The sequence below is a fragment of the Herbaspirillum sp. RTI4 genome (assembly GCF_034313965.1).
Lineage (GTDB): Bacteria > Pseudomonadota > Gammaproteobacteria > Burkholderiales > Burkholderiaceae_D > Herbaspirillum.
This window is the reverse complement of sequence record NZ_JAVIWQ010000002.1, coordinates 251,214-276,728: the sequence shown is the minus strand read 5'-3', so window position 1 is coordinate 276,728 and position 25,515 is coordinate 251,214. Positions and strand designations below refer to the sequence as shown.

Below are 25,515 nucleotides of genomic sequence, written 5' to 3'. Positions count from 1 at the left end.
TCGCTGTAAATGCTGGTTTCCTGTTTTCGTAATTTGTATCAACTTTTAACTTTTAAGGAATTATCATGACTGATGTCTCTTTCGTTGCTTTGGCGTGCGGTTTGATCATTGGCCTGGGTGCTATCGGCGCCTGCCTCGGTATCGCAATCATGGGTGGTAAATACCTCGAAGCATCCGCACGTCAGCCTGAACTGATGAACACACTGCAAACTAAAATGTTCTTGCTGGCTGGTTTGATCGATGCTGCATTCCTGATCGGTGTTGGTATCGCTATGTTGTTCGCGTTCGCCAATCCGTTCATTGCCAAGTAATTCAAACGGCTTAGCCGATTCTCATCCTGCCGGACTTGATTCGGCGCCCGTTATTCTGAGAAGGAAATTACCGTGAACTTAAATGCAACTTTGATTGCGCAGTTCGTGGTCTTCTTCATCCTCGCTGGCTTTACGATGAAATTCATCTGGCCACCGTTGATCAGCGCGCTCGATGAGCGCGCCAAGAAGATTGCGGATGGTCTGGCTGCGGCCGATCGTGGAAAGGCTGACCTTGCTGCCGCTGAAAAGCGCGCCCAGGCCGAACTTTCGAGTGCGCGTGATGAAGGCCAGAAACGCATAGGCGAAGCTGAAAAGCGCGGCCAGCTGATCGTTGACGAGGCGAAGAAAACCGCGTCTAATGAAGCTGCTCGTATCATCGCTAATGCCAAATCTGAAGCTGAACAGCAGGTAACTTCGGCACGCGAACATTTGCGCGCTGAAGTGGCCGTACTCGCCATTAAAGGCGCTGAGCAAATTCTGAAGCGTGAAGTCAATGCAGCAGCGCATGCCGATCTGCTGAACCAACTTAAGACCGAGCTGTAACATGGCTGAAATTGCAACGATTGCCCGCCCCTACGCCGAAGCATTGTTTCGCGTCGCTAAAACTGCCGACCTCGCAGCATGGTCGGAAATGGTGTCGGAAATGGCGCAGCTAGCTGCGTATCCCGATGTCATAGCGCTGGCACACAACCCTGTCATTGAAGATCAAAAAGTGGTTGACGTGTTTCTGGCGGCTTTGAAATCACCGGTTACTGCTGAAGTGAAGAATTTCGTCACGGCATTGGTCGCAAATGGTCGTCTGGCTTTGTTGCCTGAGATTGCGGCCCAGTTCCATACATTGAAAAATGCGCAGGAAGGTGCGGCAGATGCTGAAATTTCCAGTGCGTTCGAATTGACGCCTCCGCAATTGCAGGAATTGATGGCTCTGTTGGAGAAAAAATTCGGCCGCAAGCTGACTCCGACAGTGACGGTTGATTCTGAGTTGATCGGTGGGGTACGTGTAACAGTGGGCGACGAAGTGTTCGATACCTCGGTGCGTGCAAAGCTGCAACAGTTACATGTTGCCTTGGCTGCATAAAGACCAGGTTCCAGGCTGAGCGGCTTGAGCCTTCAGCGTAAGCGACAGAGAAAAATTTTTAGGAGTTTGTATGCAACTCAACGCATCTGAAATCAGCGAGCTGATCAAGAGCCGGATCCAGGGCCTTGGCGATACCGCTGAGATTCGCAATCAAGGTACGGTTATTTCCGTATCCGATGGTATTTGTCGCGTTCATGGTCTGTCCGACGCGATGCAAGGCGAGATGCTGGAATTTCCCGGCAATACTTTCGGCCTGGCGCTGAATCTGGAACGTGACTCTGTGGGCGCCGTGATTCTGGGCGAATACGAACATATTTCCGAAGGCGATATCGTCAAGTGTACCGGTCGTATTCTGGAAGTGCCCATTGGCCCCGAGCTGTGCGGCCGCGTCGTTAATGCGCTGGGTCAGCCTATCGATGGCAAGGGTCCGATCAACGCGAAATTGACAGCGCCAATCGAAAAAATCGCTCCAGGCGTGATTGCACGGCAATCGGTTTCCGAGCCACTGCAAACCGGTTTGAAGTCGATTGACGCCATGGTGCCAATTGGTCGCGGCCAACGCGAATTGATCATTGGCGATCGTCAGACCGGTAAAACAGCGGTTGCGATCGATGCCATCATCAATCAAAAGGGTCAGGGCGTTACCTGTATCTATGTTGCGATCGGTCAAAAAGCTTCGTCGATCAAAAACATCGTGCGTGCGCTGGAACAGCATGGCGCACTGGAATATACGATCATTGTCGCTGCTGCGGCTTCTGAATCGGCTGCGATGCAGTACGTGTCGGCCTACTCCGGCTGTGCAATGGGTGAATACTTCCGTGATCGCGGTCAGGACGCACTGATTGTGTACGATGATTTGTCCAAGCAAGCTGTTGCCTACCGTCAGGTGTCCCTGTTGCTGCGCCGTCCACCGGGACGCGAAGCGTATCCCGGCGATGTGTTCTATCTCCACAGCCGACTGCTGGAGCGCGCAGCACGCGTCAATCCTAAGTACGTTGAAGATTTCACCAAAGGTGAAGTCAAGGGCAAGACAGGTTCTTTGACTGCACTGCCTATCATCGAGACCCAAGCCGGCGACGTTTCTGCATTCGTTCCAACCAACGTGATTTCAATCACAGACGGTCAGATCTTTTTGGAAACTTCCCTGTTCAATGCTGGTGTCCGTCCTGCGATCAATGCCGGTATTTCGGTATCCCGCGTTGGTGGTGCTGCGCAGACCAAGGTTATCAAGAGCTTGTCCGGCGGTATCCGTACCGACTTGGCACAGTATCGCGAACTGGCCGCATTTGCTCAGTTTGCTTCTGACCTTGATGAAGCGACCCGCAAGCAACTGGACCGCGGTGCTCGCGTGACTGAATTGCTGAAGCAGGCACAATACGCGCCATTGTCGGTTTCCCTGATGGCGGTGACTTTGTTCTCCGTCAACAAGGGTTTCCTGGACGACGTGGAAGTCAAAAAAGTGCTGGCATTTGAAGCGGGTCTGCATGGCTTCATGAAGGCAAGTCATGCCGATTTGTTGAAAAAAATCGAAGACACCAAGCAACTCGACAAGGATGCTGAAGCTGCCTTGACTGCTGCGGTCGCCGATTTCAAAAAATCCGGTGCGTATTAATCCTCTCTGAAGCTATAAGGACACACACTCATGGCTACAGGCAAAGAGATACGCGGCAAGATCAAGAGCGTAGAAAATACGAAGAAGATCACCAAGGCGATGGAGATGGTCGCTGCATCCAAAATGCGCAGAGCGCAGGACCGGATGCATGCGGCACGTCCGTACAGCGACAAGATTCGCAATATTGCGTCGAATCTGTCGCGGGCTAATCCTGAGTACACGCATCCGTTCATGGTGAAGCAGGATACTGCCAAGCGGGTAGGGATCATTATCGTCACGACCGATAAAGGTCTGTGCGGCGGCATGAACACCAATTCGCTGCGACTGGCATTGGCTAAAATGCGTGAGCTGGAATCGCTTGGAAACAAGATTGATACAGTGGCGATTGGTAACAAGGGACTGGGGTTTCTTAATCGTATGGGTGCCAGCGTTGTGGCGCATGCGACCCATCTGGGAGATACGCCACATCTGGAACGCATGATCGGTCCGGTCAAATTGTTGCTCGATGCTTACCAGGAAGGCAAGCTGGATGCGGTTTATCTGGTTTATACCCGATTCATCAACACGATGAAGCAGGAGCCGATGCTACAGCAGTTGTTGCCGTTGACCAGCGACAGGTTGGAAGCGGACAAGGATAGTGCGCATTCTTGGGATTACATCTACGAGCCAGATGTGCAAAGCGTGGTTGATGAGTTGCTGGTGCGTTACGTCGAGGCGCTGATTTATCAGGCTGTGGCGGAGAATATGGCGTCAGAGCAGTCGGCGCGTATGGTGGCAATGAAGGCTGCCAGCGATAACGCCGGCAGTGTGATCGGGGAACTGAAGCTGGTCTATAACAAGACCCGTCAGGCAGCCATCACCAAGGAATTGTCTGAAATCGTTGCGGGTGCCGCAGCAGTTTAACGCGCAGTCTAAAGATGTGATGCAGCAGTGCATTGCGACATTTAAAGCAGAATTTAATTTTATATATTGAAGGAACGAAAATGGCTGATGGCAAAATCGTTCAGTGTATCGGCGCTGTGGTGGACGTTGAATTTCCCCGTGACGCAATGCCTAAGATTTACGATGCGTTGAAGATGGCAGGTTCCGATCTGACGCTGGAAGTTCAGCAGCAATTGGGCGACGGCGTGGTGCGTACTATTGCGTTGGGAACGTCTGACGGTCTGCGTCGCGGCATGATGATCACCAACACCGGCAAGGGTATTACTGTGCCAGTCGGTAAAGCTACTCTTGGTCGCATCATGGACGTTCTGGGCAACCCGATCGACGAATGCGGTCCGGTGAGCCACGAACATACTGCTCAGATTCACCGCAAGGCTCCTGCCTACGATGAATTATCGCCATCGCAAGAATTGTTGGAAACCGGCATCAAGGTCATCGATCTGGTTTGTCCGTTCGCCAAGGGCGGTAAAGTCGGTCTGTTCGGCGGCGCGGGTGTTGGCAAGACAGTGAACATGATGGAACTGATCAACAACATCGCCAAGGCACATAGCGGTCTGTCCGTGTTTGCCGGTGTCGGTGAGCGTACCCGCGAGGGTAATGACTTTTATCACGAAATGGCTGACGCCAAAGTGGTGAATCTGGAAGAGCCAGAAAAGTCCAAGGTCGCGATGGTCTACGGTCAAATGAATGAGCCTCCTGGAAACCGTTTGCGCGTTGCGCTGACCGGTTTGACGATCGCTGAAGGTTTCCGCGATGAAGGCAAGGATGTGCTGTTCTTCGTTGATAATATCTATCGCTACACATTGGCCGGTACGGAAGTTTCTGCACTGCTGGGTCGTATGCCGTCGGCTGTAGGTTATCAACCTACGCTGGCAGAAGAAATGGGCCGTTTGCAAGAGCGGATCACTTCGACCAAGACTGGTTCCATCACGTCGATTCAGGCCGTCTATGTTCCTGCGGATGACTTGACCGATCCATCGCCTGCCACCACTTTCGCCCATTTGGACTCCACTGTCGTGCTGTCGCGTGACATTGCTTCGCTCGGTATTTACCCTGCCGTCGATCCACTGGACTCGACTTCGCGTCAGCTTGACCCGCAAGTCGTTGGTCAAGAGCACTATGAAACAGCGCGTGCCGTTCAGGGTATTTTGCAGCGCTACAAAGAATTGCGCGACATCATCGCTATTTTGGGTATGGACGAATTGGCACCTGAAGATAAGTTGCTCGTGTCGCGTGCTCGTAAGATGCAGCGCTTCTTGTCGCAGCCGTTTCACGTCGCTGAAGTATTTACCGGTTCGCCAGGTAAATATGTCTCGCTGAAAGACACGATCAAGGGCTTTAAAATGATCGCTAGCGGCGAACTTGATCACCTGCCAGAGCAAGCGTTCTACATGGTGGGCACGATCGAAGAAGCAATCGAAAAAGCTAAAAAAATCAATTAATTGAAGTCTGAGCTGACGGGCTTATACATCGCCAGGTAAATCACCTGGCGATGGTGATAGATGCAGCTGGGTACGCTTATTTATGTGCGCCCACCTGTTAAATTTATTCTGAGTTCTCGGTAGTAAGCCCGGGCTTGTGGTTTTCGACAATTGATGGACAGTAAAAAAGGATCTGACATGGCACATACCATCCACGTGGACGTCGTTTCCGCCGAAGAGCAAATTTTTTCAGGCGAAGCGGAATTTGTCGTTTTGCCGGGTGAATCCGGCGAGCTGGGGATTTATCCTCGCCATACTCCGCTGATCACTCGCATCAAACCCGGTACCGTACGTATTCGCATCCCGGGTCAGGCAAACGATGAGCTGGTATTCGTGGCTGGCGGCTTGCTGGAAGTGCAGCCCGACAAAGTAACCGTGCTTGCCGATACGGCTATCCGCGGTGCCGATCTCGACGAAGCCAAAGCAATCGAAGCGAAAAAACTGGCAGAAGAAGTGCTGGCTAACCAAGAATCTAAAATCGACTACGCAGCGGCTCAGGCTGAACTGGTGATTGCTGTGGCGCAGTTGGCCGCGATCCACCGTCTTCGTCAAAAGCACTGATTCTTGCATGACGGATGTTCGTTATTCGTTACGTTGAACACAGTGTGAATTCAGAAAAATAGCACCACGTAGCAAAATCAAGGCAGCTTAGGCTGCCTTTTTTTATTGAGAGGAATGTAATGTCCATTTCGAGTTCACCTGCAGCGCGCGCATTGCCAATCATCGCCATTGTTGGCATGTCGGATCGTGCTGACCGTCCCAGCTACGATGTGGGTAGATATATGCAAGCGCAGGGTTATCGTATCGTTCCCGTCAACCCCATGTGCGCTGGTAAGCTGATTTTGGGCGAACAGTGTTATGACTCGCTGGCCTCTGCCTCGGCGGCATTGTTAGTGAGCGGGGAGTGTATTTCCATTGTCGATTGTTTTCGTAAAGCGGCGGATATCCCTCCTGTAGTTGAGGACGCGATCAACATTGGTGCAAGCTGTGTCTGGATGCAATTGGGAATTGAGCACGCACAAGCTGCTGAGCGGGCTCGCGCAGCTGGTCTTATTGTCGTGATGGATAAGTGCATCAAGATCGAGCACGCAGCCGGCCATTTGCACGGGGTTCTCTAACATGCTTAATTCAGCAACATTGAGTTGGCAGTAAATACCCTATGTTGACGCCACCGTCATCAATCGTACGTAACCGAAATCAGTTCGGAATGGCTAAAGAGTGGTGTCCAGGTTGAAGTACCAAAGGCCCCGCTGTCTTTGAATGAGATAATAGCGTTTTGCCTTAGCCCTATTATTCCTATGCCGCAATTCGCCCCACTGAAGAACGATACATTTCTGCGCGCGCTCCTGCGTCAGCCTACAGACTACACCCCACTATGGCTGATGCGCCAGGCTGGGCGTTACCTGCCTGAATATCGAGCGACTCGTACGCGAGCCGGATCATTCCTCGGCCTGGCGAAAAACTCTGATTACGCGACAGAGGTGACTCTCCAGCCGCTCGATCGATATCCACTCGATGCGGCTATTTTATTTTCCGATATTCTGACTGTGCCCGACGCAATGGGATTGGAGCTCTATTTCGTCGACGGAGAAGGGCCTAAATTTGCAAAGCCCTTACGTGACGAGGACGCCGTACGCGCTTTGCGCGCACCCGACCTGGAGCAGTTACGCTACGTTTTCGATGCAGTAACGCAGATCAGGATGACGCTGGACGGGCGAGTGCCATTAATCGGATTCTCCGGCAGTCCCTGGACCTTGGCTTGTTACATGGTCGAAGGTGGTGGCTCGGATGATTTCCGTACGGTCAAAAGCATGTTGTACAGCCGACCCGACCTGATGCATCACATCCTGAAGGTCAATGCAGATGCGGTAGCCGCTTATTTGAATGCGCAAATTGATGCCGGCGCTCAGGCCGTGATGATTTTTGATACCTGGGGTGGCGCTTTGGCTGACGGTGTGTACCAGGAGTTTTCCCTGCGCTACATGGAACAGGTAGTCAGCCAATTAAAGAAGGAAAAAGACGGCCAGCGTATTCCTTCTATCGTGTTCACCAAGGGGGGGGTCTGTGGTTGGAGCAGATTGCGTCAATCGGCGCCGACGCAGTAGGTCTGGACTGGACGGTCAACTTGTCCGATGCGCGCCGTAAAGTGGGTGACCGGGTTGCCTTGCAAGGGAATCTCGATCCTAGCGTCCTGTTTGCCGGGCCTGAGCAAATCCGCAAAGAAGTACGTAAGGTGCTAGAAGCGTTCGGCACACCGGCAGACGGAGCAGGACATATCTTCAATCTGGGGCATGGCATTTCCCAGTTCACGCCGCCAGAGGCCGTTAGCATCATGACAACGGCAGTGCATGAAATCAGTCGTGAATTGCGTAAGTAAGCGGCCCAGCGCATCGTAATAAATCCCGTGCGCCGGGCTGAACTCGATAATTAGTCATGTTTACTTATGCACAATGTGTTGGTGCTGAAATAGGGATATCACTATTTTTGAATAAATAAGATTCGTCTGGCGCAATTATTTATAAGTTACTGATTTTAATGGGATTAATTTTTTGTCTGGTTTGAAGAAAAACATCAAAAATGGCGTGGATGCTAGCTTTGCAGGAGATTGGAAGGGACTTATTCACAAAGTTATCAACAGGTTTTGTGGATAGTTTAAAAATGCCTTATGAAACCGGGACTTAGCTAATTTTCTAATGTATTACCTTAAGTGATTACCAGGGACTACAAGAATTGCTTGTCCCAAGAGAGCGGCATAAAAGCAGAAATTTAAGGAAAATGCTTGACACATTTTGGCTTCCCCCACCGACTTATGCACAAATTCCATCTGCATCGCAGCAAAAATAAAATATTGAAAAATTATTTTCGTTAGATGAATCGATTTTGTAAGTCATTGATTTTAAATAATAATTTTTTTGCATTTGAATTGGGCATTTTGTCGAAACCCGCGCCGTTACTGACATAAGCGCTGTCAAGCCCCAGTTATCCACAAAGTTATCCACAATAACTGTGGATAGACCCAAAAGGGCTTATGAAACCGATAGTTAGCTTAACTTTTGAGGAAGCACATTAAGTTCGTGGAACCTCGCATCCTCCAAATTGCCCTCGATACACCGCTTGACATGCTGTTCGATTACCGGTGGCGGAACGAACCGGGCGCGGCATTGCCCATGGTCGGCCAGATTGTGCTGGTTCCGTTTGGGCGGCGCACTGTCGCCGGGGTGATTGTCGCCATTCAGGCCCAGAGTGATTTGCCTGATGATAAATTGAAAGATGTCATTGCGATCCGGCAGCAAGTGCCACCCTTGGGAGCCGAATGGCTGGACTTGTGCCGTTTTGCCGCCGACTACTATCAGCGTCCGCTGGGCGAGGTGGCACTTCCTTCGCTGCCCAAGAATCTGCGGGCACTGACCAGCGTCGCCTTAAACAGCGCACTGAAAAAACAAGCCAAAATCGCCCCGCTACACGATCCAGTGCCGGTTGCCATGCCGCTGTTAAATAGTGAGCAGCAGATTGCCGTGGATACGATTGCCGGCGCAAGCGGGTTTGCCCCGATCTTGCTGCATGGTGTCACCGGAAGCGGCAAGACCGAGGTGTATCTGCAAACCGCCGCTCACATCCTGGCGCGGGATGATGGCGCGGCAGCACAAGTGTTAATCCTGATACCGGAAATCAACCTGACACCGCAGCTTGAAGCTAGCGTCAGGCAGCGCTTTCCTGGCGTGGCCGTAGTGAGTCTGCATAGCGGGTTGGCGGAGGGCGAACGAATGCGCAACTGGCTGGCGGCACATACCGGTCAGGCGCGCATCGTTCTAGGCACGCGACTGGCGGTACTGTCCTCCCTGCCGCACCTCAAAATGATCGTCATCGACGAAGAACATGACCCCTCCTACAAGCAGCAGGAAGGCTTGCGCTATTCAGCACGCGATCTTGCTGTATGGCGCGCCCATCAGCTAGGCATACCGGTAGTGCTGGGATCGGCCACACCTTCGCTGGAAACCTGGCAGCATGCGCAATCGGGACGCTATCGCAAACTAGTGTTGCGTCAGAGGGCGGTGGCAGACGCCGTATTGCCCAAAGTCGGCTTGATCGACATGGAGCGCGATAAAGGCGGTGGCGGCCTGACCTCGACTCTCGCAGCGGCACTACGACTGCGACTGGAGCGCGGAGAACAATCGCTGTTGTTTCTGAACCGGCGCGGATATGCGCCAGTACTGTCGTGCGACGCCTGCGGCTGGATCAGCAATTGCACGCGTTGTACCGCCATGATGGTGCTGCACAAACCCGAACACCGCTTGCGTTGCCACCATTGCAGCCTGGAGCTGCGCATCCCGAGATCCTGTCCCACCTGTGGCAATGTCGATTTGCAGCCGCTTGGACGTGGCACGCAGCGCATCGAAGAGCATGTGCAAGCGCAATTCCCGGAAGCCCGCATTTTGCGCATCGATGCCGACTCAACGCGGCGCAAAGGCAGCGCTCAAGCCGCTTTCGATAGCGTGCATGGTGGCGACGTCGACATCCTGATCGGTACCCAGATGGTGTCGAAAGGACATGATTTTAAAAACCTGACGCTGGTCGGCATCCTCAATCCCGACACCGCCTTGTTTTCGCACGACTACCGCGCCAGCGAACGCCTGTTTGCGCAGCTGATGCAGGTCGCTGGTCGCGCCGGTCGTGCTGCACAAAAGACGGATGGTAACCCCGGGCAAGTCCTGATACAAACGCGCTATCCCCAGCACCCGCTGTTTGCGGCGCTGGGCGCTTACGACTACGACGGCTTTGCCAATGCCTTGCTGGAGGAGCGCCAACAGGCTGCCATGCCACCGTTTATTTATCAGGCCCTGTTGCGTGCCGAGGCAAAGGAGCTGGAGACCGCACTGCAATTCCTGCAACAAGCCGCAGAGTGCCTGAATGCACCGGACATCACGATTCATGACCCGATTCCAATGACCATGGTGCGTGTTGCCAACCAGGAACGTGCGCAATTATTGATTGAATGCGTCTCCCGCCCTGCCTTGCAGGCTTTTCTGAAGCAATGGCTACCGGCCTTGCGGCAAATGAAAAGCCGCGTCAAGTGGTCGGTAGAGGTCGATCCGGTCGATATATAAGATCGCTGCCCGCAAACGACGTCAGCATGTCGGGAGCGGTATAATCGCTGACTATTCGTCCCACCGCAGTTTTCCTCGAAATTTCCATGCTTGCACAACATAAACAACGCATTACCGCGCTCTTCCATGATGCGCTGGTGCCACTGATTGCCGGCACCGACCTTAACCCCGTCATTACGCTTGAACGCCCGCGCGATCCGTCGCATGGCGATATCGCCTGCAACATTGCGATGCAACTGGCCAAGGCACTCAAGAAAAATCCGCGTGAACTGGCTCAGGCACTGGTCGCTGCCGTGCTGGAAGACGCTAAAGGCAGCGATCTGATTGCTGCGGCTGAAATCGCCGGGCCCGGCTTCATCAACTTGCGATTGGCGGCTTCCGCCAAGCAGGCCGTCGTGAAAGCCATCTTGTCCGAAACCAGCAACTACGGACGCGGCAGTATCGGCACCGGGCAGCAAGTGCTGGTCGAATTTGTGTCCGCCAATCCGACCGGCCCCTTGCATGTCGGCCACGGTCGGCAGGGCGCACTGGGCGATGCCATTTCCGCGCTGCATGAAATTCAGGGTTACGCCGTTACCCGCGAGTTTTACTACAACGACGCCGGAGTCCAGATCGCCACGCTGGCGAACTCAGTGCAAGCGCGCGCCAAAGGCAGCAAGCCCGGCACAGCCGGCTGGCCGGAGAGCGCCTATAACGGCGATTACATTGCCGATATCGCTGCTGACTTTATGGCAGGTAAAACGGTAGCCGCCAGTGATGGCGCACCGGTTACCGCAAGCGGCGACGTCGACGATATCGAATCGATTCGTCAGTTCGGCGTTGCCTATTTGCGGCGTGAACAGGATCTGGACTTGCAGGCTTTCGGCGTGCGTTTCGATAATTACTATCTCGAATCCTCGCTGTACAAAGATGGCCGGGTCGAATCAACCGTAGCGGCGCTGACCAAGGCCGGCAAAACCTACGAGCAAGACGGCGCGCTCTGGTTGCGCACCACCGACTACGGCGACGACAAAGACCGCGTCATGAAAAAAGGCGACGGGACTTACACCTACTTCGTCCCCGATGTTGCGTATCACGTCGTCAAGTGGGAACGCGGTTTCCGCAAGGTCATCAACGTCCAGGGCAGCGACCATCACGGCACCATCGCTCGTGTGCGCGCCGGGCTGCAGGCGCTCGCTATCGGCATTCCTACCGGTTATCCCGATTACATCTTGCACAAGATGGTCACCGTGATGAAGGACGGCGAAGAAGTCAAAATCTCCAAGCGCGCCGGTTCTTACGTCACGCTGCGCGACCTGATCGACTGGTCGAACGGTACCGTCATTGCCGAAAATGCCAGCGCAGGCGTAGTGCCAGACCTGACGCGCGGCCGCGATGCCGTACGATTCTTCCTGATTTCCCGCAAGGCCGATACCGAATTTGTTTTCGATGTCGATGTGGCGCTGGCACGATCAGACGAAAATCCGGTGTACTACGTGCAGTATGCGCATGCCCGCATTTGTTCCGTGTTGGCGCAATGGGGTGGCGACGTCAGCACGCTGCCGCAAGTGTCTGACCTGTCGCCGCTGATCGCGCCGCGCGAAGCAACATTACTGGCCAAGCTGGCGGAATACCCGGACATGCTGACGCATGCGCTGGAAGAACTGGGTCCGCATCAGGTTGCCTTTTATCTGCGCGATCTGGCTGGCGAATTGCATAGCTACTACAATGCGGAGCGGGTTCTGGTAGACGATGCAGCTACAAAAATGGCGCGACTGGCTCTGATGCTGGCCACGCGTCAGGTGTTGCGCAACGGGCTGTCATTGATTGGCGTATCCGCACCGGAGAAAATGTGAAAGCAATGAATACATCGCAACGACGTACAAAACAGGCTGGCGGCACACTGCTGGGTCTGATTATCGGTTTAGTGGTCGGACTGGGTATTGCCGTCGTGGTGGCGCTGATGATTACCAAATCGCCGCTGCCATTTACCAATCGTCCCGCCAAAGATAAATCGACGGAGTTGGCACCGGATCAGGTCGCCGATCCTAATCGCCCGCTGTACGGCAACCGAGCATCCCGGGAAGCTGAAAGTGCCGCTACTTCCGCTGGAGTGGTCGCACCATTGCCTCCGCAAGAAGTGAAGAAAGCCGATACGACAATTCCCAAGCCCGACCCCAAACCGATGACCGGCGAAAAAGCAGTGCCGGATGTCAAACCGGCAGCACCCGTGGTCAAGGGCGATGCTGAGGATGAGAAATGGCTGTACTTCCTGCAGGCCGGTGCTTTCCGCGATCAGGCCGATGCAGAGAGCGCCCGGGCCAGACTCGCCCTGCTTGGTTTCGAAGCCAAAATCACAGAGAAAAAATCCGATACCGGCTTGCTGTACCGGGTTCGGATGGGACCCTATGCGCAACAGGAAATTGCCAATCGCTATCGTGGAAAATTATCCGATAACGGTGTCGATGCAGCGGTAGTGCGACTCGCCAAATAATGCGGCCAACCACCGCAACCCACATTGTTATTCCTGAAAGGAAATAGTATGCGTTTTTACCAACGTACCCTTGCCGGCCTCAGCTTTGCGCTGTTGGCGCTCGCGGTTCATGCTTCACCCTCCAATCCGCAGAATGGCGTCGATTATCAGACGCTGCCGCAAGCGCAAGCCACCGAGCCTGGCGCCAAAATTGAAGTGATAGAATTTTTTTGGTACAGCTGCCCGCATTGCGCACTCTTCGATCCATCGCTGACTGCCTGGGTCAAGAAACAGGGCGACAAGATCATTTTCAAGAAAGTCCCGATTGCCTTCCGCGAATCCTTCCTGCCGCAGCAAAAGCTGTATTACACGCTGGAAGCAATGGGCAAGGCTGAAGAATTGGACAAGAAGATTTTTACCGCCATTCATGTTGATCGCCAGCGTGTGGACACCGATAAAACGATCCTTGAATTTATCGTCAAGCAAGGTATTGATGAGAAAAAATTCCTCGACATTTACAACTCGTTTGGCACCTTGACCAAGGCCAAACGCGCCTCGCAATTGCAGGAAGCCTACAAAGTTGACGGTGTGCCGCTGGTAGCAATCGCAGGCCGCTTCATGACTGCGCCCTCCATTGCTGGCGCAGCATTGAGCAATCAGCCGGAATCGATGCAACAGGCCGCAACGCTGCAAGTGATGGATTTCCTGGTGACAAAATCGATAGCAGAGCGTAACGCCGCACCCGTGGCGAGTGCAGCGACACCGCCCGTGAAGGCGAAGAAAAAATAACAGCAGTAAATACGGTGGCCTGAGTTGTGCAGGGTTCCTGAGTGACCCGGGCGCAATGTCCAGCCCGAATCGACGGTCCGCCCTCGAATGAGTCGCGGACCGTTTTTATTAAGGCAGCAAGCCATGTCCATGCAACGCATCTTTATTACCGGCGCTTCCAGTGGCCTTGGCGCGGCCTTGGCCAGGCATTACGCAGCACAAGGTGCAGTGATGGGGCTGGTGGCGCGACGGCAGCCTCTACTGGAACAATTGGCTGCGCAACTGCCTGTGCAACAGCCCGCATCGGCGCAACATTCCCTGTATGCCCTCGATGTGACTGACCATGCCGCGCTGGCAGCGGCTGCCGTCGACTTTATCTCCGTGCATGGAGGTATTGATATCGTCATCGCCTGCGCCGGTATTTCAAGCGGAACACTCACCCAGCATGCCGAAGATCTGCCGGTATTCGAACGCATCATCGCCACCAATTTATTGGCGACAGTCGCTACCTTTGCGCCTTTCATCGACGCCATGCTGTCGCGGCCAGATCGGCATCAATGCCGATTGGTCGGTATTGCCAGCGTTGCAGGGATACGCGGCTTACCCGGCGCGGAAGCTTATAGCGCCTCGAAAGCGGCCGTCATCAGTTATTGCGAATCCTTGCGCGTCGAATTGCGCGCGAGTGGCATTCGTGTGGTGACGATTGCGCCGGGTTATATCGATACCCCGATGACGCAGATCAACGATTACCGCATGCCGTTCCTGATGCCCGCCGATCGTTTCGCGCAGAAGGCCGCAGCGGCCATTGCCGCCGGCGAGAGTTACCGCGTATTGCCGTGGCAGATGGGTGTGGTTGCCAAATTACTGCGACTGTTACCGAACTGGCTATACGATTTCGCATTTTCCAAAGCGCCGTACAAGACCCGCGCCGGTACTGCCAGCGCTGACATCACGGACACTACGGACAAGCAATGAACATCATTTTTGCAGGAACTCCCGAATTCGCCGCCCTTGCCTTGCAGGCGCTGTATGACGCTGGCCACACCGTGACATTGGTGCTGACGCAGCCAGACCGGCCAGCCGGTCGCGGTTTGCAATTGCAGCCCTCGGCAGTCAAGCAGTGCGCGCTGAAACATGGCACGCCGGTGGCGCAGCCCGTCTCGCTCAGATTGAATGGCAAGTATCCCGAAGTGGCCTTGCAGGCGCATCAGTTGCTGGCGGCCACGCCGCACGATGTGATGGTCGTTGCCGCATACGGTTTGATACTGCCGTCCGAAGTGCTGGCGCTGCCGCGATACGGTTGTCTCAATATTCACGCTTCGCTGCTGCCACGCTGGCGCGGTGCCGCACCGATTCATCGCGCTATTGAAGCGGGCGATGCCGAGACCGGCATTACCATCATGCAGATGGATGAAGGATTGGATACCGGTGCCATGCTGCTGAGTCAGCGTTTGCCGATAGCAGCCGACGACACCACTGCCAGCCTGCACGACAAGCTGGCAACACTGGGAGGAAGCATGATTGTCGAAGCGCTCTCTGCGCTGGAACAGGGACTGCTGAACGCAACGGCGCAACCGTCAGAGGGCATGACCTACGCCGCCAAGATCAGCAAGGAAGAAGCCGCGCTGGATTTTAAGCAATCGGCTGTACAACTGGCGCGCAAAATACAGGCGTTCAATCCTGCCCCTGGAACGACGGCACAGTTTGGTGGCGTCCTCATCAAGCTCTGGCAAGCGGAGGCGCTACCGGGCGCGTCATCGCCACAAGCAATCGTGCCAGGAAAAATCCTCAGCGCTAACGCGCACGATGGCGTGCTGGTCGCTTGTGGTGAGGGCGTATTGCGTCTGAACACACTGCAAAAACCCGGAGGAAAACGCTTGCCTGCGGCCGAATTTTTGCAGGGTTTTCCGCTTGAGGGTGGGCAATTTGATTAATCCCGGCTGCCGTATAATTTGAGCTGCCCGGGTTCCTTAGAAACAGATGAAAAATAAATCCATGAAAAAAAATCAAATGTCTGCCGTTGAAGTGCAATTACGCGACTTGCTGAAGAAGCGCATCCTGATTCTGGATGGCGCGATGGGAACCATGATTCAGCAATACAAGCTGACGGAAGAAGATTATCGCGGTACGCGCTTCGCCGATTTCAGCGTGCCGGGCAAGGAATTATTCGTCAAGGGTAATAACGAATTGCTATCGCTGACGCAGCCGCACATCATTCAGGAAATCCACGAGCAGTATCTGGCTGCCGGCGCCGACCTGATCGAAACCAATACTTTCGGTGCCACCACAGTAGCGCAGGACGATTACCACATGGCGCATCTGGCGTATGAGATGAACGTGGAGTCGGCCCGACTAGCGCGTCGCGCCTGCGACAAGTATTCCACGCCGGACAAGCCGCGCTTCGTCGTCGGCGCGCTCGGGCCTACGCCCAAGACCGCTTCGATTTCTCCCGACGTCAACGATCCTGCCGCCCGCAATGTCAGTTTCGATCAGCTGGTAGCGACGTATCTGTCGCAGACCCGCGCGCTGGTCGAAGGTGGCGCTGACGTTTTGATGGTCGAGACCATTTTCGACACGCTCAATTGCAAAGCAGCCTTGTTTGCCATCGATACCTATTTCGAGGAATCGGGACAGCGTTTGCCGTTGATGATTTCCGGCACCGTGACCGATGCTTCCGGCCGTATTTTGTCCGGCCAGACTGTGCCGGCTTTCTGGAATTCGATCCGACATGCGCAGCCGCTGACCGTCGGACTGAACTGTGCACTGGGTGCGGCATTGATGCGGCCGTATGCTGAAGAGCTGTCGAAACTTGCCGACACCTTCGTCTGCATTTACCCGAATGCTGGTTTGCCCAATCCCATGAGCGACACCGGGTTCGATGAAACACCGGATGTCACTTCGTCGCTGCTGAAAGATTTCGCCGAAAGCGGTTTCGTCAACGTGGCCGGCGGTTGCTGCGGCACTACGCCGCCGCATATTGCGGAGATTGCCAAAGCGCTGTCGACCATTGCCCCGCGCCAGGTGCCTGAATCGACGCACGAGATGCGGCTGTCGGGACTGGAGCCGTTCATCATCAACGAACAGTCCTTGTATGTGAACGTGGGCGAACGTACCAACGTCACCGGTTCCAAGGCCTTCGCGCGCCTGATTCTGAACGAACAGTACGACGAAGCGCTGGCCGTGGCGCGCCAGCAAGTCGAAAACGGGGCGCAGATCATCGACATCAATATGGATGAAGCGATGCTCGATTCGGTTGCCGCCATGACGCGTTTCCTCAATCTGATTGCCTCCGAACCGGATATCGCCCGCGTGCCGGTCATGATCGACTCTTCCAAATGGTCGGTCATCGAAGCCGGACTGAAATGCGTGCAGGGCAAGTCCATCGTTAACTCGATTTCGATGAAAGAGGGCGAAGAAAAATTCCTGCACGAAGCCCGCTTATGCCGTCGTTATGGCGCAGCCGTGATCGTGATGGCCTTCGATGAACTTGGTCAGGCCGACACCTTTGCCCGCAAAACGGAAATCTGCGCGCGTGCTTACAAATTGCTGATCGAGGAAGTCGGATTTCCACCGGAAGACATCATCTTCGATCCCAATGTATTTGCGATCGCTACCGGTATCGACGAGCACAATAATTATGCGGTCGATTTCATCGAGGCGACGCAGTGGATACACGACAACCTGCCTTACGCCAAGATCAGCGGCGGCGTTTCCAACGTCAGCTTCAGTTTCCGTGGCAACGATCCGGCGCGTGAAGCGATTCATACGGTCTTCCTGTATCACGCGATCAAAGCGGGCATGACGATGGGTATCGTCAATGCCGGCATGCTGGGCGTGTACGACGATATGTCAGCCGAGCTGCGCGAGCGGGTGGAAGACGTGGTGCTTAATCGACGTCCCGATGCGACCGAAAGAATGATTGAAATTGCCGCTACGCTCAAGGCGGGTGACAAGAAGGAAGAAGCCACGCTGGAATGGCGCAGCGACACTGTGCAAAAACGTCTGGCGCATGCGCTGGTGCATGGCATTACCCAATGGATTGTCGAAGACACGGAAGAAGCGCGTCAGCAACTGCTGGTGAGCGGTGGCCGACCTATTCATGTGATCGAAGGCGCGTTGATGGATGGCATGAACATCGTCGGTGACTTGTTTGGTCAGGGCAAAATGTTTTTACCGCAGGTCGTCAAATCGGCGCGTGTGATGAAGCAGGCGGTAGCGCATCTGATTCCTTTCATCGAAGAAGAAAAGCGCCTGCTGCAAGAGCAGACCGGTGTCATCAGCAAGCCCAAGGGCAAGATCGTGATTGCAACGGTCAAGGGCGATGTGCACGACATCGGCAAGAACATTGTGTCGGTGGTCTTGCAATGTAATAACTTCGAAGTCGTCAACATGGGCGTGATGGTGCCATGTTCGCAAATTCTGGCCAAGGCAAAGGAAGAAAACGCGGACATGATCGGTCTGTCAGGATTGATTACGCCATCGTTGGAAGAAATGGCTTACGTCGCCAAGGAAATGCAGCGCGATCCGTATTTCAGAGATCTCAAAATGCCGCTGCTGATCGGTGGGGCGACGACCTCGCGGGCGCATACGGCAGTGAAAATTTCGCCCAACTATGACGGGCCGGTGGTGTATGTGCCGGACGCATCGCGTGCCGTGGCGGTGGCGCAATCGCTGCTGACGCCGGAGCAGAAAGACAACTATGTGGCGGAAATCGCGGCGGATTATGTCCGTATCCGCGAACAGCACGCCAACAAAAAAGCGGTGCCGCTGTTGAAACTGGCGGCGGCTCGTGCCAACAAGATGGCGCTGAAATTTGCGCCGGTTAAACCGAAATTCATTGGCCGTCGCGTGTTCAAAAATATCGATCTGGCGACGATTGCGCGTTACATCGACTGGGGCCCGTTCTTCCAGACATGGGATCTGGCAGGTCCCTATCCGGCGATCCTGACCGATGAAGTAGTGGGTGTGGAAGCGACCAAGTTATTCGCTGAAGGTCAGGCCTTGCTGAAGAAACTGATCGATGGCCGCTGGCTCAGCGCCAATGGCGTGATCGCACTGTTGCCGGCCAATAGCATCAATGATGACGATATCGTCATTTATACCGATGAAAGCCGCACTGAGGTGGCACTGACTTATTACGGTGCGCGTCAGCAAACTGAAAAGCCGGTCATTGACGGCGTGGCGCGCCCCAATCAGTGTCTGTCGGATTTCATTGCGCCCAAAGATTCAGGCATTGCCGACTACATCGGCATGTTCGCAGTGACCGCCGGTCTGGGTATCGAGAAATACGAAAAGCGGTTTGAAGATGCGCTCGATGATTATTCATCGATCATGCTCAAGTCGCTGGCCGATCGTCTGGCAGAAGCCTTTGCCGAATATCTGCATGAACGTGTGCGCAAGGATTTGTGGGGCTATGCCGCTGAGGAAAATCTCGACAATGATGCTTTGCTCAAAGAAACTTACCAGGGCATCCGGCCTGCGCCGGGCTATCCTGCTTGCCCGGAACATACAGTCAAGAAGGACATGTTCCGTGTCTTGCAATGCGACGATATCGGCATGACACTAACCGAATCGTATGCAATGTTCCCGGGCGCATCGGTATCGGGATTTTACTTTGCGCACCCGGAGTCAAAATATTTCGTCGTCGGAAAAATCGGCGACGATCAGGTGAACGACATGGCGCAACGACGTGGCGTGCCGAAGGCCGAGATCGAGCGCTGGATGTCGCCGAATTTGTAGGCAGTTATTTTTGGACATAAAGATGCTGATTATATTTTTGAAGCAGGTATTGCTGATTCCGATAACGCTGTTGCCCATCCTTAACCCGCTGGGTGTGGCGCCGATTTTTGTCAATTTGTTGGGACGTGTCAGCCCCAAAGTGACGCGGCGAATCGCGGCGCAGGTGGCGATTAATTGCTGGTTCATGCTGGTCGGTGCGATCTTTATCGGTTCACATGTACTGGCATTTTTTGGTGTATCGCTGCCCATCGTGCAGGTGGGTGGTGGCATTCTGGTGGCGATCTCAGCTTGGCGTTTGCTCCACGATAATGGTTACGATGCGGTCGCTGCGCAGGTCGCTGATGCGTATGACGACATGTCGAACGACGAGTTAAAGTTGCGCAGTTTTTATCCGATCAGTTTCCCGCTGACCGTCGGTCCCGGGGTGCTGGCGGCATCGATCACCCTGGGTGCCGACGCACCTGCGCGGCTGGTAGATCGTGTCATCTCGATTGGTAGTGCCGCACTGGGAGCGGGATTGACGGTAGCGATTGTGTACCTGTGCTACCGCTATTCCCGGCATTTGATTACCTTGATGGGGCGTCTTGGCACGATGGTGGTGCTGCGCTTGTCAGCGTTTATTTTATTGTGCATCGGTATACAAATTTTCTGGTCCGGACTCAGCGGTTTGCTCATTGAGCTGGGCCGCGCAGTATAAATTGCCCCTCTCTTTTTTCAGGCGCGGGACTCCTCCGTCGTCGTTATCTCAGAGCACAAATCCGTTCGGATGCTTCCCCTTGCATTCGTAACGCTGCACGACATAGTCGCTCTCATCGACGCTTTCCAGATAGACATCGAATTGCCATAGTCGCGCCATGTGCCGCAATACTTCTTCGGTATCGTCGCCCAGTGGCCGGCTATCGCTGCGGAAGTGACGTAGTGTCAGGCTGCGGTCGGCGCGGGTGTTGACGGACCAGACCTGGATATTCGGTTCGCGGTGGTTGATGTCGTATTGCCGCGAGAGCGTCTCTCGCACGGACTGATAGCCCGCGTCGTTATGGATGGCGGAGACTTCCAGCTCGCGGCGGGTGGGGTCGTCGAGTACGGAGAACAGCCGCATGTCGCGGATGAGTTTGGGGGAGAGGTATTGCGCAATGAAACTCTCATCCTTGAAATTGCGCATGGCGTAATCGAGTGTTTCCAGCCAGGGTGTGCCGGCGATGTCAGGAAACCAGCGGTAGTCTTCTTCGGTTGGAAATTCGCAGATGCGGCGGATGTCGCTCATCATGGAAAAGCCCAGCGCATAGGGGTTGATGCCGCTGTAATACGATGCCGTGACCGGAGGCTGAAACACCACATTGCTGTGCGAGTGGAGGAACTCGATCATGAAGCCGTCGCTCAGTTTTCCTTCGTCGTACAGGGTGTTGAGCAGGGTGTAGTGCCAGAAAGTGGCCCATCCCTCATTCATTACCTGCGTTTGTCGCTGCGGATAAAAATACTGCGCGACCTTGCGCACAATGCGGATGACTTCACGTTCCCACGACGCTAACAGGGGGGCGTTTTTTTCAGCGAAATACAATAAATTTTCTTGTGGCTCGGGAGGGAATCGCTCGTCTGTTTGGGTTGATGCCGCTTCTTTTTTCTGCGGAAGCGTGCGCCACAATTCATTGACTTGTGATTGCGCGTATTCCTCTCTTTCTTGCTGGCGCAGCTGTTCTTTAGCCAGTGACAGGCGTTGCGGACGTTTGTAACGGTCGACACCGTAGTTCATCAGTGCGTGGCAGGAGTCGAGGATTTCTTCGACGCGCTCGAAGCCGTGCTGCTGTTCGCATTCGGCGATGTAGGCCTTGGCGTAGACCAGGTAGTCGATGATGGCGTTGGCGTCGGTCCATAACTGGAACAGGTAGTTGCCCTTGAAAAACGAGTTGTGCCCATAGGCCGCATGCGCGACCACGAGCGCCTGCATGGTCATCGTGTTTTCTTCCATCAGATAGGCGATGCAAGGATTGGAATTGATGACGATCTCGTAGGCCAGCCCCATCTGGCCGCGTTTGTAGTCGCGCTCCGTAATCAGGAAATGTTTACCGAAGGACCAGTGCCGGTAATTGACTGGCATACCGGAGGAGGCGTAGGCATCCATCATTTGTTCGGCAGATATGATTTCGAGCTGGATGGGGTAAATGTCGAGTTTGTAGCGTTCCGCTACACGCGCGATTTCTTCATTGTATTGTTCGATCAGCTCGAACGACCAGTCGGACGGGCAGGGCAGCGGGATACGTTCTTGTGGCTGGTTCATGCGACCACCTGTTTTTCAAAAAGCTCGCGGAAGACGGGGTAGATGTCGCTGGCGGAGCGTACTTTTTTCATTGCGAAGTGCGGCTCTGAAGCGGCGAGTTGCGCATATTCAGTCCACAAATTTTGCTCGGCTTCCACTACCTGGATGTAGGAGAAATAGCGCACTAATGGCAGGATGCTTTGCTCAAGAATTTGCCGGCATTTAGGTGAGTCGTCATTCCAGTTGTCGCCATCTGAAGCTTGCGCGGCGTAGATATTCCATTCTGTGGGCGAGTAGCGGGTTTCGATGATATTTTGCATCAGTTCCAGCGCGCTGGAGACTACGGTGCCGCCGCTTTCTTGTGAACGGAAAAAAGTTTCTTCATCGACCTCATCGGCGCGGGTGTGGTGGCGGATGAAGACGACTTCGATGTGTTCGTAATTGCGGCTCAGGAACAGGTAGAGCAGGATGAAAAATCGTTTCGCTAAATCTTTGCGCGCTTCATCCATCGAGCCAGAGACGTCCATGATGCAAAACATGACGGCCTGCGTGGAGGGTTGCGGTTGTCTGACCCGGTTGACATAGCGCAGGTCGAAGGGGTCGATGAAGGGGATGCGTAGAAGGCGTCCTTTCAGTAGCTGAATTTCTTCATCGAGCTGTTGCAATTCTTTTTTGTTTCTATGAGTGCCGGCCAGCAGGGTTTCACGCAGGGCTTCCAGTTCACGCAATCTGGCTCTTAGCGGGGCACCCAGTGCGATGCGGCGTCCTAGAGAACTGCGTAGCGAGCGCACGATGTCGATGTTGTTGGGCGAGCCTTCGGTGGCGTAACCGGCGCGGGTGTTTTTCCAGCTGGGCGTACTCATCAGACTGGTTTGTATCAGGCGCGGCAATTCCAGGTCTTCGAAAAAATATTGCATGAATTCTTCGCGCGTGAGCTGGAAGACGAAATCGTCCTGGCCTTCGCCCTGATTGCTGGCGGCGCTGCCGCCGCCACCGCTACTGCCGCTGGATGGGCGTTCTATGCGATCGCCTTGCAGATATTCCTGATTGCCGGGATGGACCATTTCCCGTTTGCCGCCGGGACCATGGCGGAAGGCGGGTTCGGCGATGCCTTTTTTGGGGATGCTGATGCTCTTGCCGTTTTCTATATCCGTGATGCTGCGGTCGCGGATGGCTTCTGTTACTGAACGGCGGATATCGTTACGGTAGCGGCGTAAAAAACGCTCGCGATTGGCAATGCTTTTGTTCTTGCCCGCTAGTCTGCGGTCGATGATTTGATGCAACACTATCTGTTCTCCCGCTGGATTGAGGGGATGTTGCCGTCGCCGTTTTATCTTCCCGGCGTCGCCCGCTTTCCTGCCCGTTCCTCGTATTGCATGCGGAGATATTGCATGCAGTGATTTTGCATATAGTGATGCGTGCAATACGAGGGACGTCTGTGCCTCAAGAGGATTTGCGTACCCGCAAATACCATTCGCACAACAGTCGTACCTGTTTGGGTGTGTAGCCTTTGCTTACCATGCGGTTGACGAAGTCTTCATGCTTGCGCAGTTCGTCGGTGGAGCCTTTGGCGTTGAAGGAAATGACCGGCAGCAGGTCTTCGGTGTTGGAGAACATTTTCTTTTCGATCACCACGCGCAGTTTTTCATAGCTGGTCCAGAGCGGATTTTTGCCACCGTTGGCGACCCGCGCACGCAACACAAAGTTGACGATTTCGTTACGGAAATCTTTGGGGTTGCTGATGCCAGCGGGCTTCTCTATTTTTTCCAGTTCCGCATTGAGCGCGGCACGGTCAAAACTTTCGCCGGTATCGTGATCGCGGAATTCCTGGTCCTGAATCCAGAAATCGGCATAGGTGACGTAGCGATCGAATACATTTTGTCCGTACTCGGAATACGACTCCAGATAGGCGGTCTGGATTTCCTTGCCGATGAATTCGGCGTAGCGCGAGGCCAGCGTGTCTTTGACGAAGGCGAGGTATTTTTGCTCGGTTTCGGGCGGGAATTGTTCGCGTTCGATTTGCTGTTCCAGGATGTGCATCAGATGCACCGGATTGGCGGCGATTTCAGTGGAATCGAAGTTGAATACGCGTGACAAAATCTTGAAGGCAAACCGGGTTGATACGCCAGTCATTCCTTCATCGACGCCGGCATAGTCGCGGTACTCCTGATAGGACTTGGCGCGCGGGTCGCTGTCTTTCAGGTTTTCGCCGTCATAGATTTGCATCTTGGAAAACAGGCTGGAATTTTCCGGTTCGCCCAAACGACTCAGCACGGCAAATTGCGCCATCATTTTTAATGTGCCGGGCGCGCAGGTGGCGTGCGCGAGTGAGGAGGTGCGCAGCAGTTTTTCGTAAATCTTGATTTCTTCGGTGACCCGCAGGCAGTAGGGCACTTTGACGATGTAAATGCGATCCAGCAGCGCTTCATTGTTCTTGTTGTTGCGGAAAGTTTTCCATTCTGATTCGTTGGAGTGGGCCAGAATCACGCCGTCGAAAGGAATCGCGCCGAATCCCTCAGTACCCTTGAAGTTGCCTTCCTGTGTGGCGGTGAGTAAGGGATGCAATACCTTGATCGGCGCTTTGAACATTTCGACAAATTCCAGCAAGCCCTGATTTGACAGGCACAGACCGCCTGAATAACTGTAGGCGTCGGCGTCGTCCTGCGAAAATTGTTCCAGCTTGCGGATGTCGACTTTGCCGACCAGTGTGGAAATATCCTGATTGTTTTCGTCGCCCGGTTCGGTTTTGGAAATGGCGATTTGGCGCAGGATGGACGGATAGCGTTTGACTACGCGGAACTGGCGGATGTCGCCGTTGAATTCGTGCAGGCGCTTGACTGCCCAGGGGCTGAGAATCGATTTCAGATAACGGCGGGGGATGCCGAATTGCTCTTCCAGAATCGGTCCGTCTTCGTCGTGATCAAACAGACCGAGCGGCGATTCGTTGACCGGCGAGCCCTTGATCGAATAGAAGGGTACGGTTTCCATCAGTTGCTTGAGACGTTCTGCGATGGAAGATTTTCCGCCGCCGACCGGGCCGAGCAAATAGAGGATTTGTTTTTTTTCTTCCAGTCCTTGCGCGGCGTGGCGGAAATACGAGACCACCTGTTCGATCGCTTCTTCTGCGCCGTAGAACTCTTTGAACGCCGGATAAACCTTGATGACTTTGTTGGCGAATATGCGCGACAGCACCTGATCCTGGCGCGTGTCAATTTTTTCCGGTTCGCCGATGGCCATCAGCATGCGTTCGGAAGCGCTCGCGTAGACGGCCGGGTCACTCTTGCAACGGGCCAGATATTCCTCAAGGGAAAGTTCCTCTTCCCTTGTCTTGTCGAAACGACTCGCGAAGCTGCTGTAGATATCCATATACCCTCCGTATCAACATGGTTGTTAACAGATCGTACTTACTTTGGATCAATCGCTGAAATGCGCGCCAGTGATTGATTGAGTGAATGGTTTTACATGTTGCAACTTCGGATAGGCGAAGCCTGATGTGCGAGGGAAATAAGCCTGTTTTTAAAAAGTTTCCGAAGGATAAATTGATGATTTTATTTTATATCTTTTTGTTACTGGGCATTCGATATATCTCCAAATCACAACGCATTACCATTGGATTGATATCGATTTTTGTAGCATCGAAGATACCCTGCTTCGGGGCAACAGTGACTGAATGACGCCGCTTTTCGGGTTTTGAATAAGTAGGTGTTCGTGCGTAAGTCATTGACAAGCAAGTAAAAAATGCGGTCTAATTCAGGGTTCACCATCTGTTGATG

The 25,515-nt window shown here is 54.0% G+C and carries 19 protein-coding genes and 1 pseudogene; 17 read left to right on the top strand and 3 right to left on the bottom strand.

Translation table 11 applies throughout. The features are described from left to right. Nucleotides 1-65: 65 nt before the first annotated feature. The 17 genes and pseudogenes from atpE (at nucleotide 66) to RGU70_RS01335 (ending at nucleotide 20,185) form a co-directional block, all read left to right on the top strand. Nucleotides 66-311: a F0F1 ATP synthase subunit C gene (gene atpE / locus RGU70_RS01415; protein WP_322207641.1), complete on the top strand. Its 246-nt coding sequence runs from the start codon at nucleotides 66-68 to the stop codon at nucleotides 309-311. Between the two features lie 72 nt (nucleotides 312-383). Continuing rightward, the gene (locus tag RGU70_RS01410; protein ID WP_322207640.1) at nucleotides 384-854 is read left to right on the top strand and encodes a F0F1 ATP synthase subunit B; all 471 of its coding nucleotides are present in this window, start codon (nucleotides 384-386) and stop codon (nucleotides 852-854) included. Nucleotide 855: 1 nt separating this feature from the next. Beyond that, nucleotides 856-1,389, top strand: coding sequence for a F0F1 ATP synthase subunit delta (locus RGU70_RS01405; protein WP_322207639.1), 534 nt, complete (start codon nucleotides 856-858; stop codon nucleotides 1,387-1,389). A 70-nt stretch (nucleotides 1,390-1,459) separates the two neighbouring features. After that, on the top strand, nucleotides 1,460-3,001 hold the full coding sequence (gene atpA, locus RGU70_RS01400) for a F0F1 ATP synthase subunit alpha (protein WP_322207638.1): 1,542 nt from the start codon (nucleotides 1,460-1,462) through the stop codon (nucleotides 2,999-3,001). A gap of 30 nt (nucleotides 3,002-3,031) precedes the next feature. Beyond that, nucleotides 3,032-3,904: a F0F1 ATP synthase subunit gamma gene (gene atpG / locus RGU70_RS01395; RefSeq protein ID WP_322207637.1), complete on the top strand. Its 873-nt coding sequence runs from the start codon at nucleotides 3,032-3,034 to the stop codon at nucleotides 3,902-3,904. Nucleotides 3,905-3,984: 80 nt separating this feature from the next. Further along, nucleotides 3,985-5,385 (top strand): F0F1 ATP synthase subunit beta, encoded by a 1,401-nt coding sequence (gene atpD, locus RGU70_RS01390; RefSeq protein ID WP_322207636.1) that lies wholly within the window; start codon nucleotides 3,985-3,987, stop codon nucleotides 5,383-5,385. Between the two features lie 177 nt (nucleotides 5,386-5,562). After that, complete coding sequence (locus RGU70_RS01385) at nucleotides 5,563-5,985, top strand: F0F1 ATP synthase subunit epsilon (protein ID WP_322207635.1); 423 nt, start codon at nucleotides 5,563-5,565, stop codon at nucleotides 5,983-5,985. 119 nt (nucleotides 5,986-6,104) lie between these two features. Next, nucleotides 6,105-6,542, top strand: a complete 438-nt coding sequence (locus RGU70_RS01380) for a CoA-binding protein (RefSeq protein WP_322207634.1) — start codon at nucleotides 6,105-6,107, stop codon at nucleotides 6,540-6,542. A 180-nt stretch (nucleotides 6,543-6,722) separates the two neighbouring features. Next, nucleotides 6,723-7,801 (top strand): annotated as a pseudogene (gene hemE / locus RGU70_RS01375) (uroporphyrinogen decarboxylase). Between the two features lie 697 nt (nucleotides 7,802-8,498). After that, the gene (locus RGU70_RS01370) at nucleotides 8,499-10,529 is read left to right on the top strand and encodes a primosomal protein N' (RefSeq protein ID WP_322207633.1); all 2,031 of its coding nucleotides are present in this window, start codon (nucleotides 8,499-8,501) and stop codon (nucleotides 10,527-10,529) included. A gap of 86 nt (nucleotides 10,530-10,615) precedes the next feature. Next, nucleotides 10,616-12,364, top strand: a complete 1,749-nt coding sequence (gene argS, locus RGU70_RS01365; RefSeq protein WP_322207632.1) for an arginine--tRNA ligase — start codon at nucleotides 10,616-10,618, stop codon at nucleotides 12,362-12,364. Between the two features lie 5 nt (nucleotides 12,365-12,369). Beyond that, on the top strand, nucleotides 12,370-13,002 hold the full coding sequence (locus RGU70_RS01360; protein ID WP_322207631.1) for an SPOR domain-containing protein: 633 nt from the start codon (nucleotides 12,370-12,372) through the stop codon (nucleotides 13,000-13,002). Nucleotides 13,003-13,050: 48 nt separating this feature from the next. Further along, a complete protein-coding gene (locus tag RGU70_RS01355; RefSeq protein ID WP_322207630.1) occupies nucleotides 13,051-13,770 on the top strand; it encodes a thiol:disulfide interchange protein DsbA/DsbL in 720 nt (239 codons plus the stop codon). Nucleotides 13,771-13,899: 129 nt separating this feature from the next. Next, nucleotides 13,900-14,724: an SDR family oxidoreductase gene (locus tag RGU70_RS01350; RefSeq protein ID WP_322210667.1), complete on the top strand. Its 825-nt coding sequence runs from the start codon at nucleotides 13,900-13,902 to the stop codon at nucleotides 14,722-14,724. Next, nucleotides 14,721-15,683 (top strand): methionyl-tRNA formyltransferase, encoded by a 963-nt coding sequence (gene fmt, locus RGU70_RS01345; protein WP_322207629.1) that lies wholly within the window; start codon nucleotides 14,721-14,723, stop codon nucleotides 15,681-15,683. Before RGU70_RS01350 ends, fmt begins: the two co-directional genes overlap by 4 nt. Nucleotides 15,684-15,744: 61 nt before the next feature. Further along, the gene (metH, locus tag RGU70_RS01340; protein WP_322207628.1) at nucleotides 15,745-19,488 is read left to right on the top strand and encodes a methionine synthase; all 3,744 of its coding nucleotides are present in this window, start codon (nucleotides 15,745-15,747) and stop codon (nucleotides 19,486-19,488) included. A 22-nt stretch (nucleotides 19,489-19,510) separates the two neighbouring features. After that, on the top strand, nucleotides 19,511-20,185 hold the full coding sequence (locus RGU70_RS01335; protein WP_322207627.1) for a MarC family protein: 675 nt from the start codon (nucleotides 19,511-19,513) through the stop codon (nucleotides 20,183-20,185). A 48-nt stretch (nucleotides 20,186-20,233) separates the two neighbouring features. Here the strand turns inward: RGU70_RS01335 and RGU70_RS01330 are convergent, their stop codons facing one another. The 3 genes from RGU70_RS01330 to RGU70_RS01320 form a co-directional block, all read right to left on the bottom strand. Continuing rightward, on the bottom strand, nucleotides 20,234-21,763 hold the full coding sequence (locus RGU70_RS01330) for a SpoVR family protein (RefSeq protein WP_322207626.1): 1,530 nt from the start codon (nucleotides 21,761-21,763) through the stop codon (nucleotides 20,234-20,236). Beyond that, nucleotides 21,760-23,028: a YeaH/YhbH family protein gene (locus RGU70_RS01325; RefSeq protein WP_322207625.1), complete on the bottom strand. Its 1,269-nt coding sequence runs from the start codon at nucleotides 23,026-23,028 to the stop codon at nucleotides 21,760-21,762. Before RGU70_RS01325 ends, RGU70_RS01330 begins: the two co-directional genes overlap by 4 nt. 157 nt (nucleotides 23,029-23,185) lie before the next feature. After that, complete coding sequence (locus RGU70_RS01320) at nucleotides 23,186-25,108, bottom strand: PrkA family serine protein kinase (RefSeq protein ID WP_322207624.1); 1,923 nt, start codon at nucleotides 25,106-25,108, stop codon at nucleotides 23,186-23,188. Between the last annotated feature and the right edge of the window lie 407 nt (nucleotides 25,109-25,515).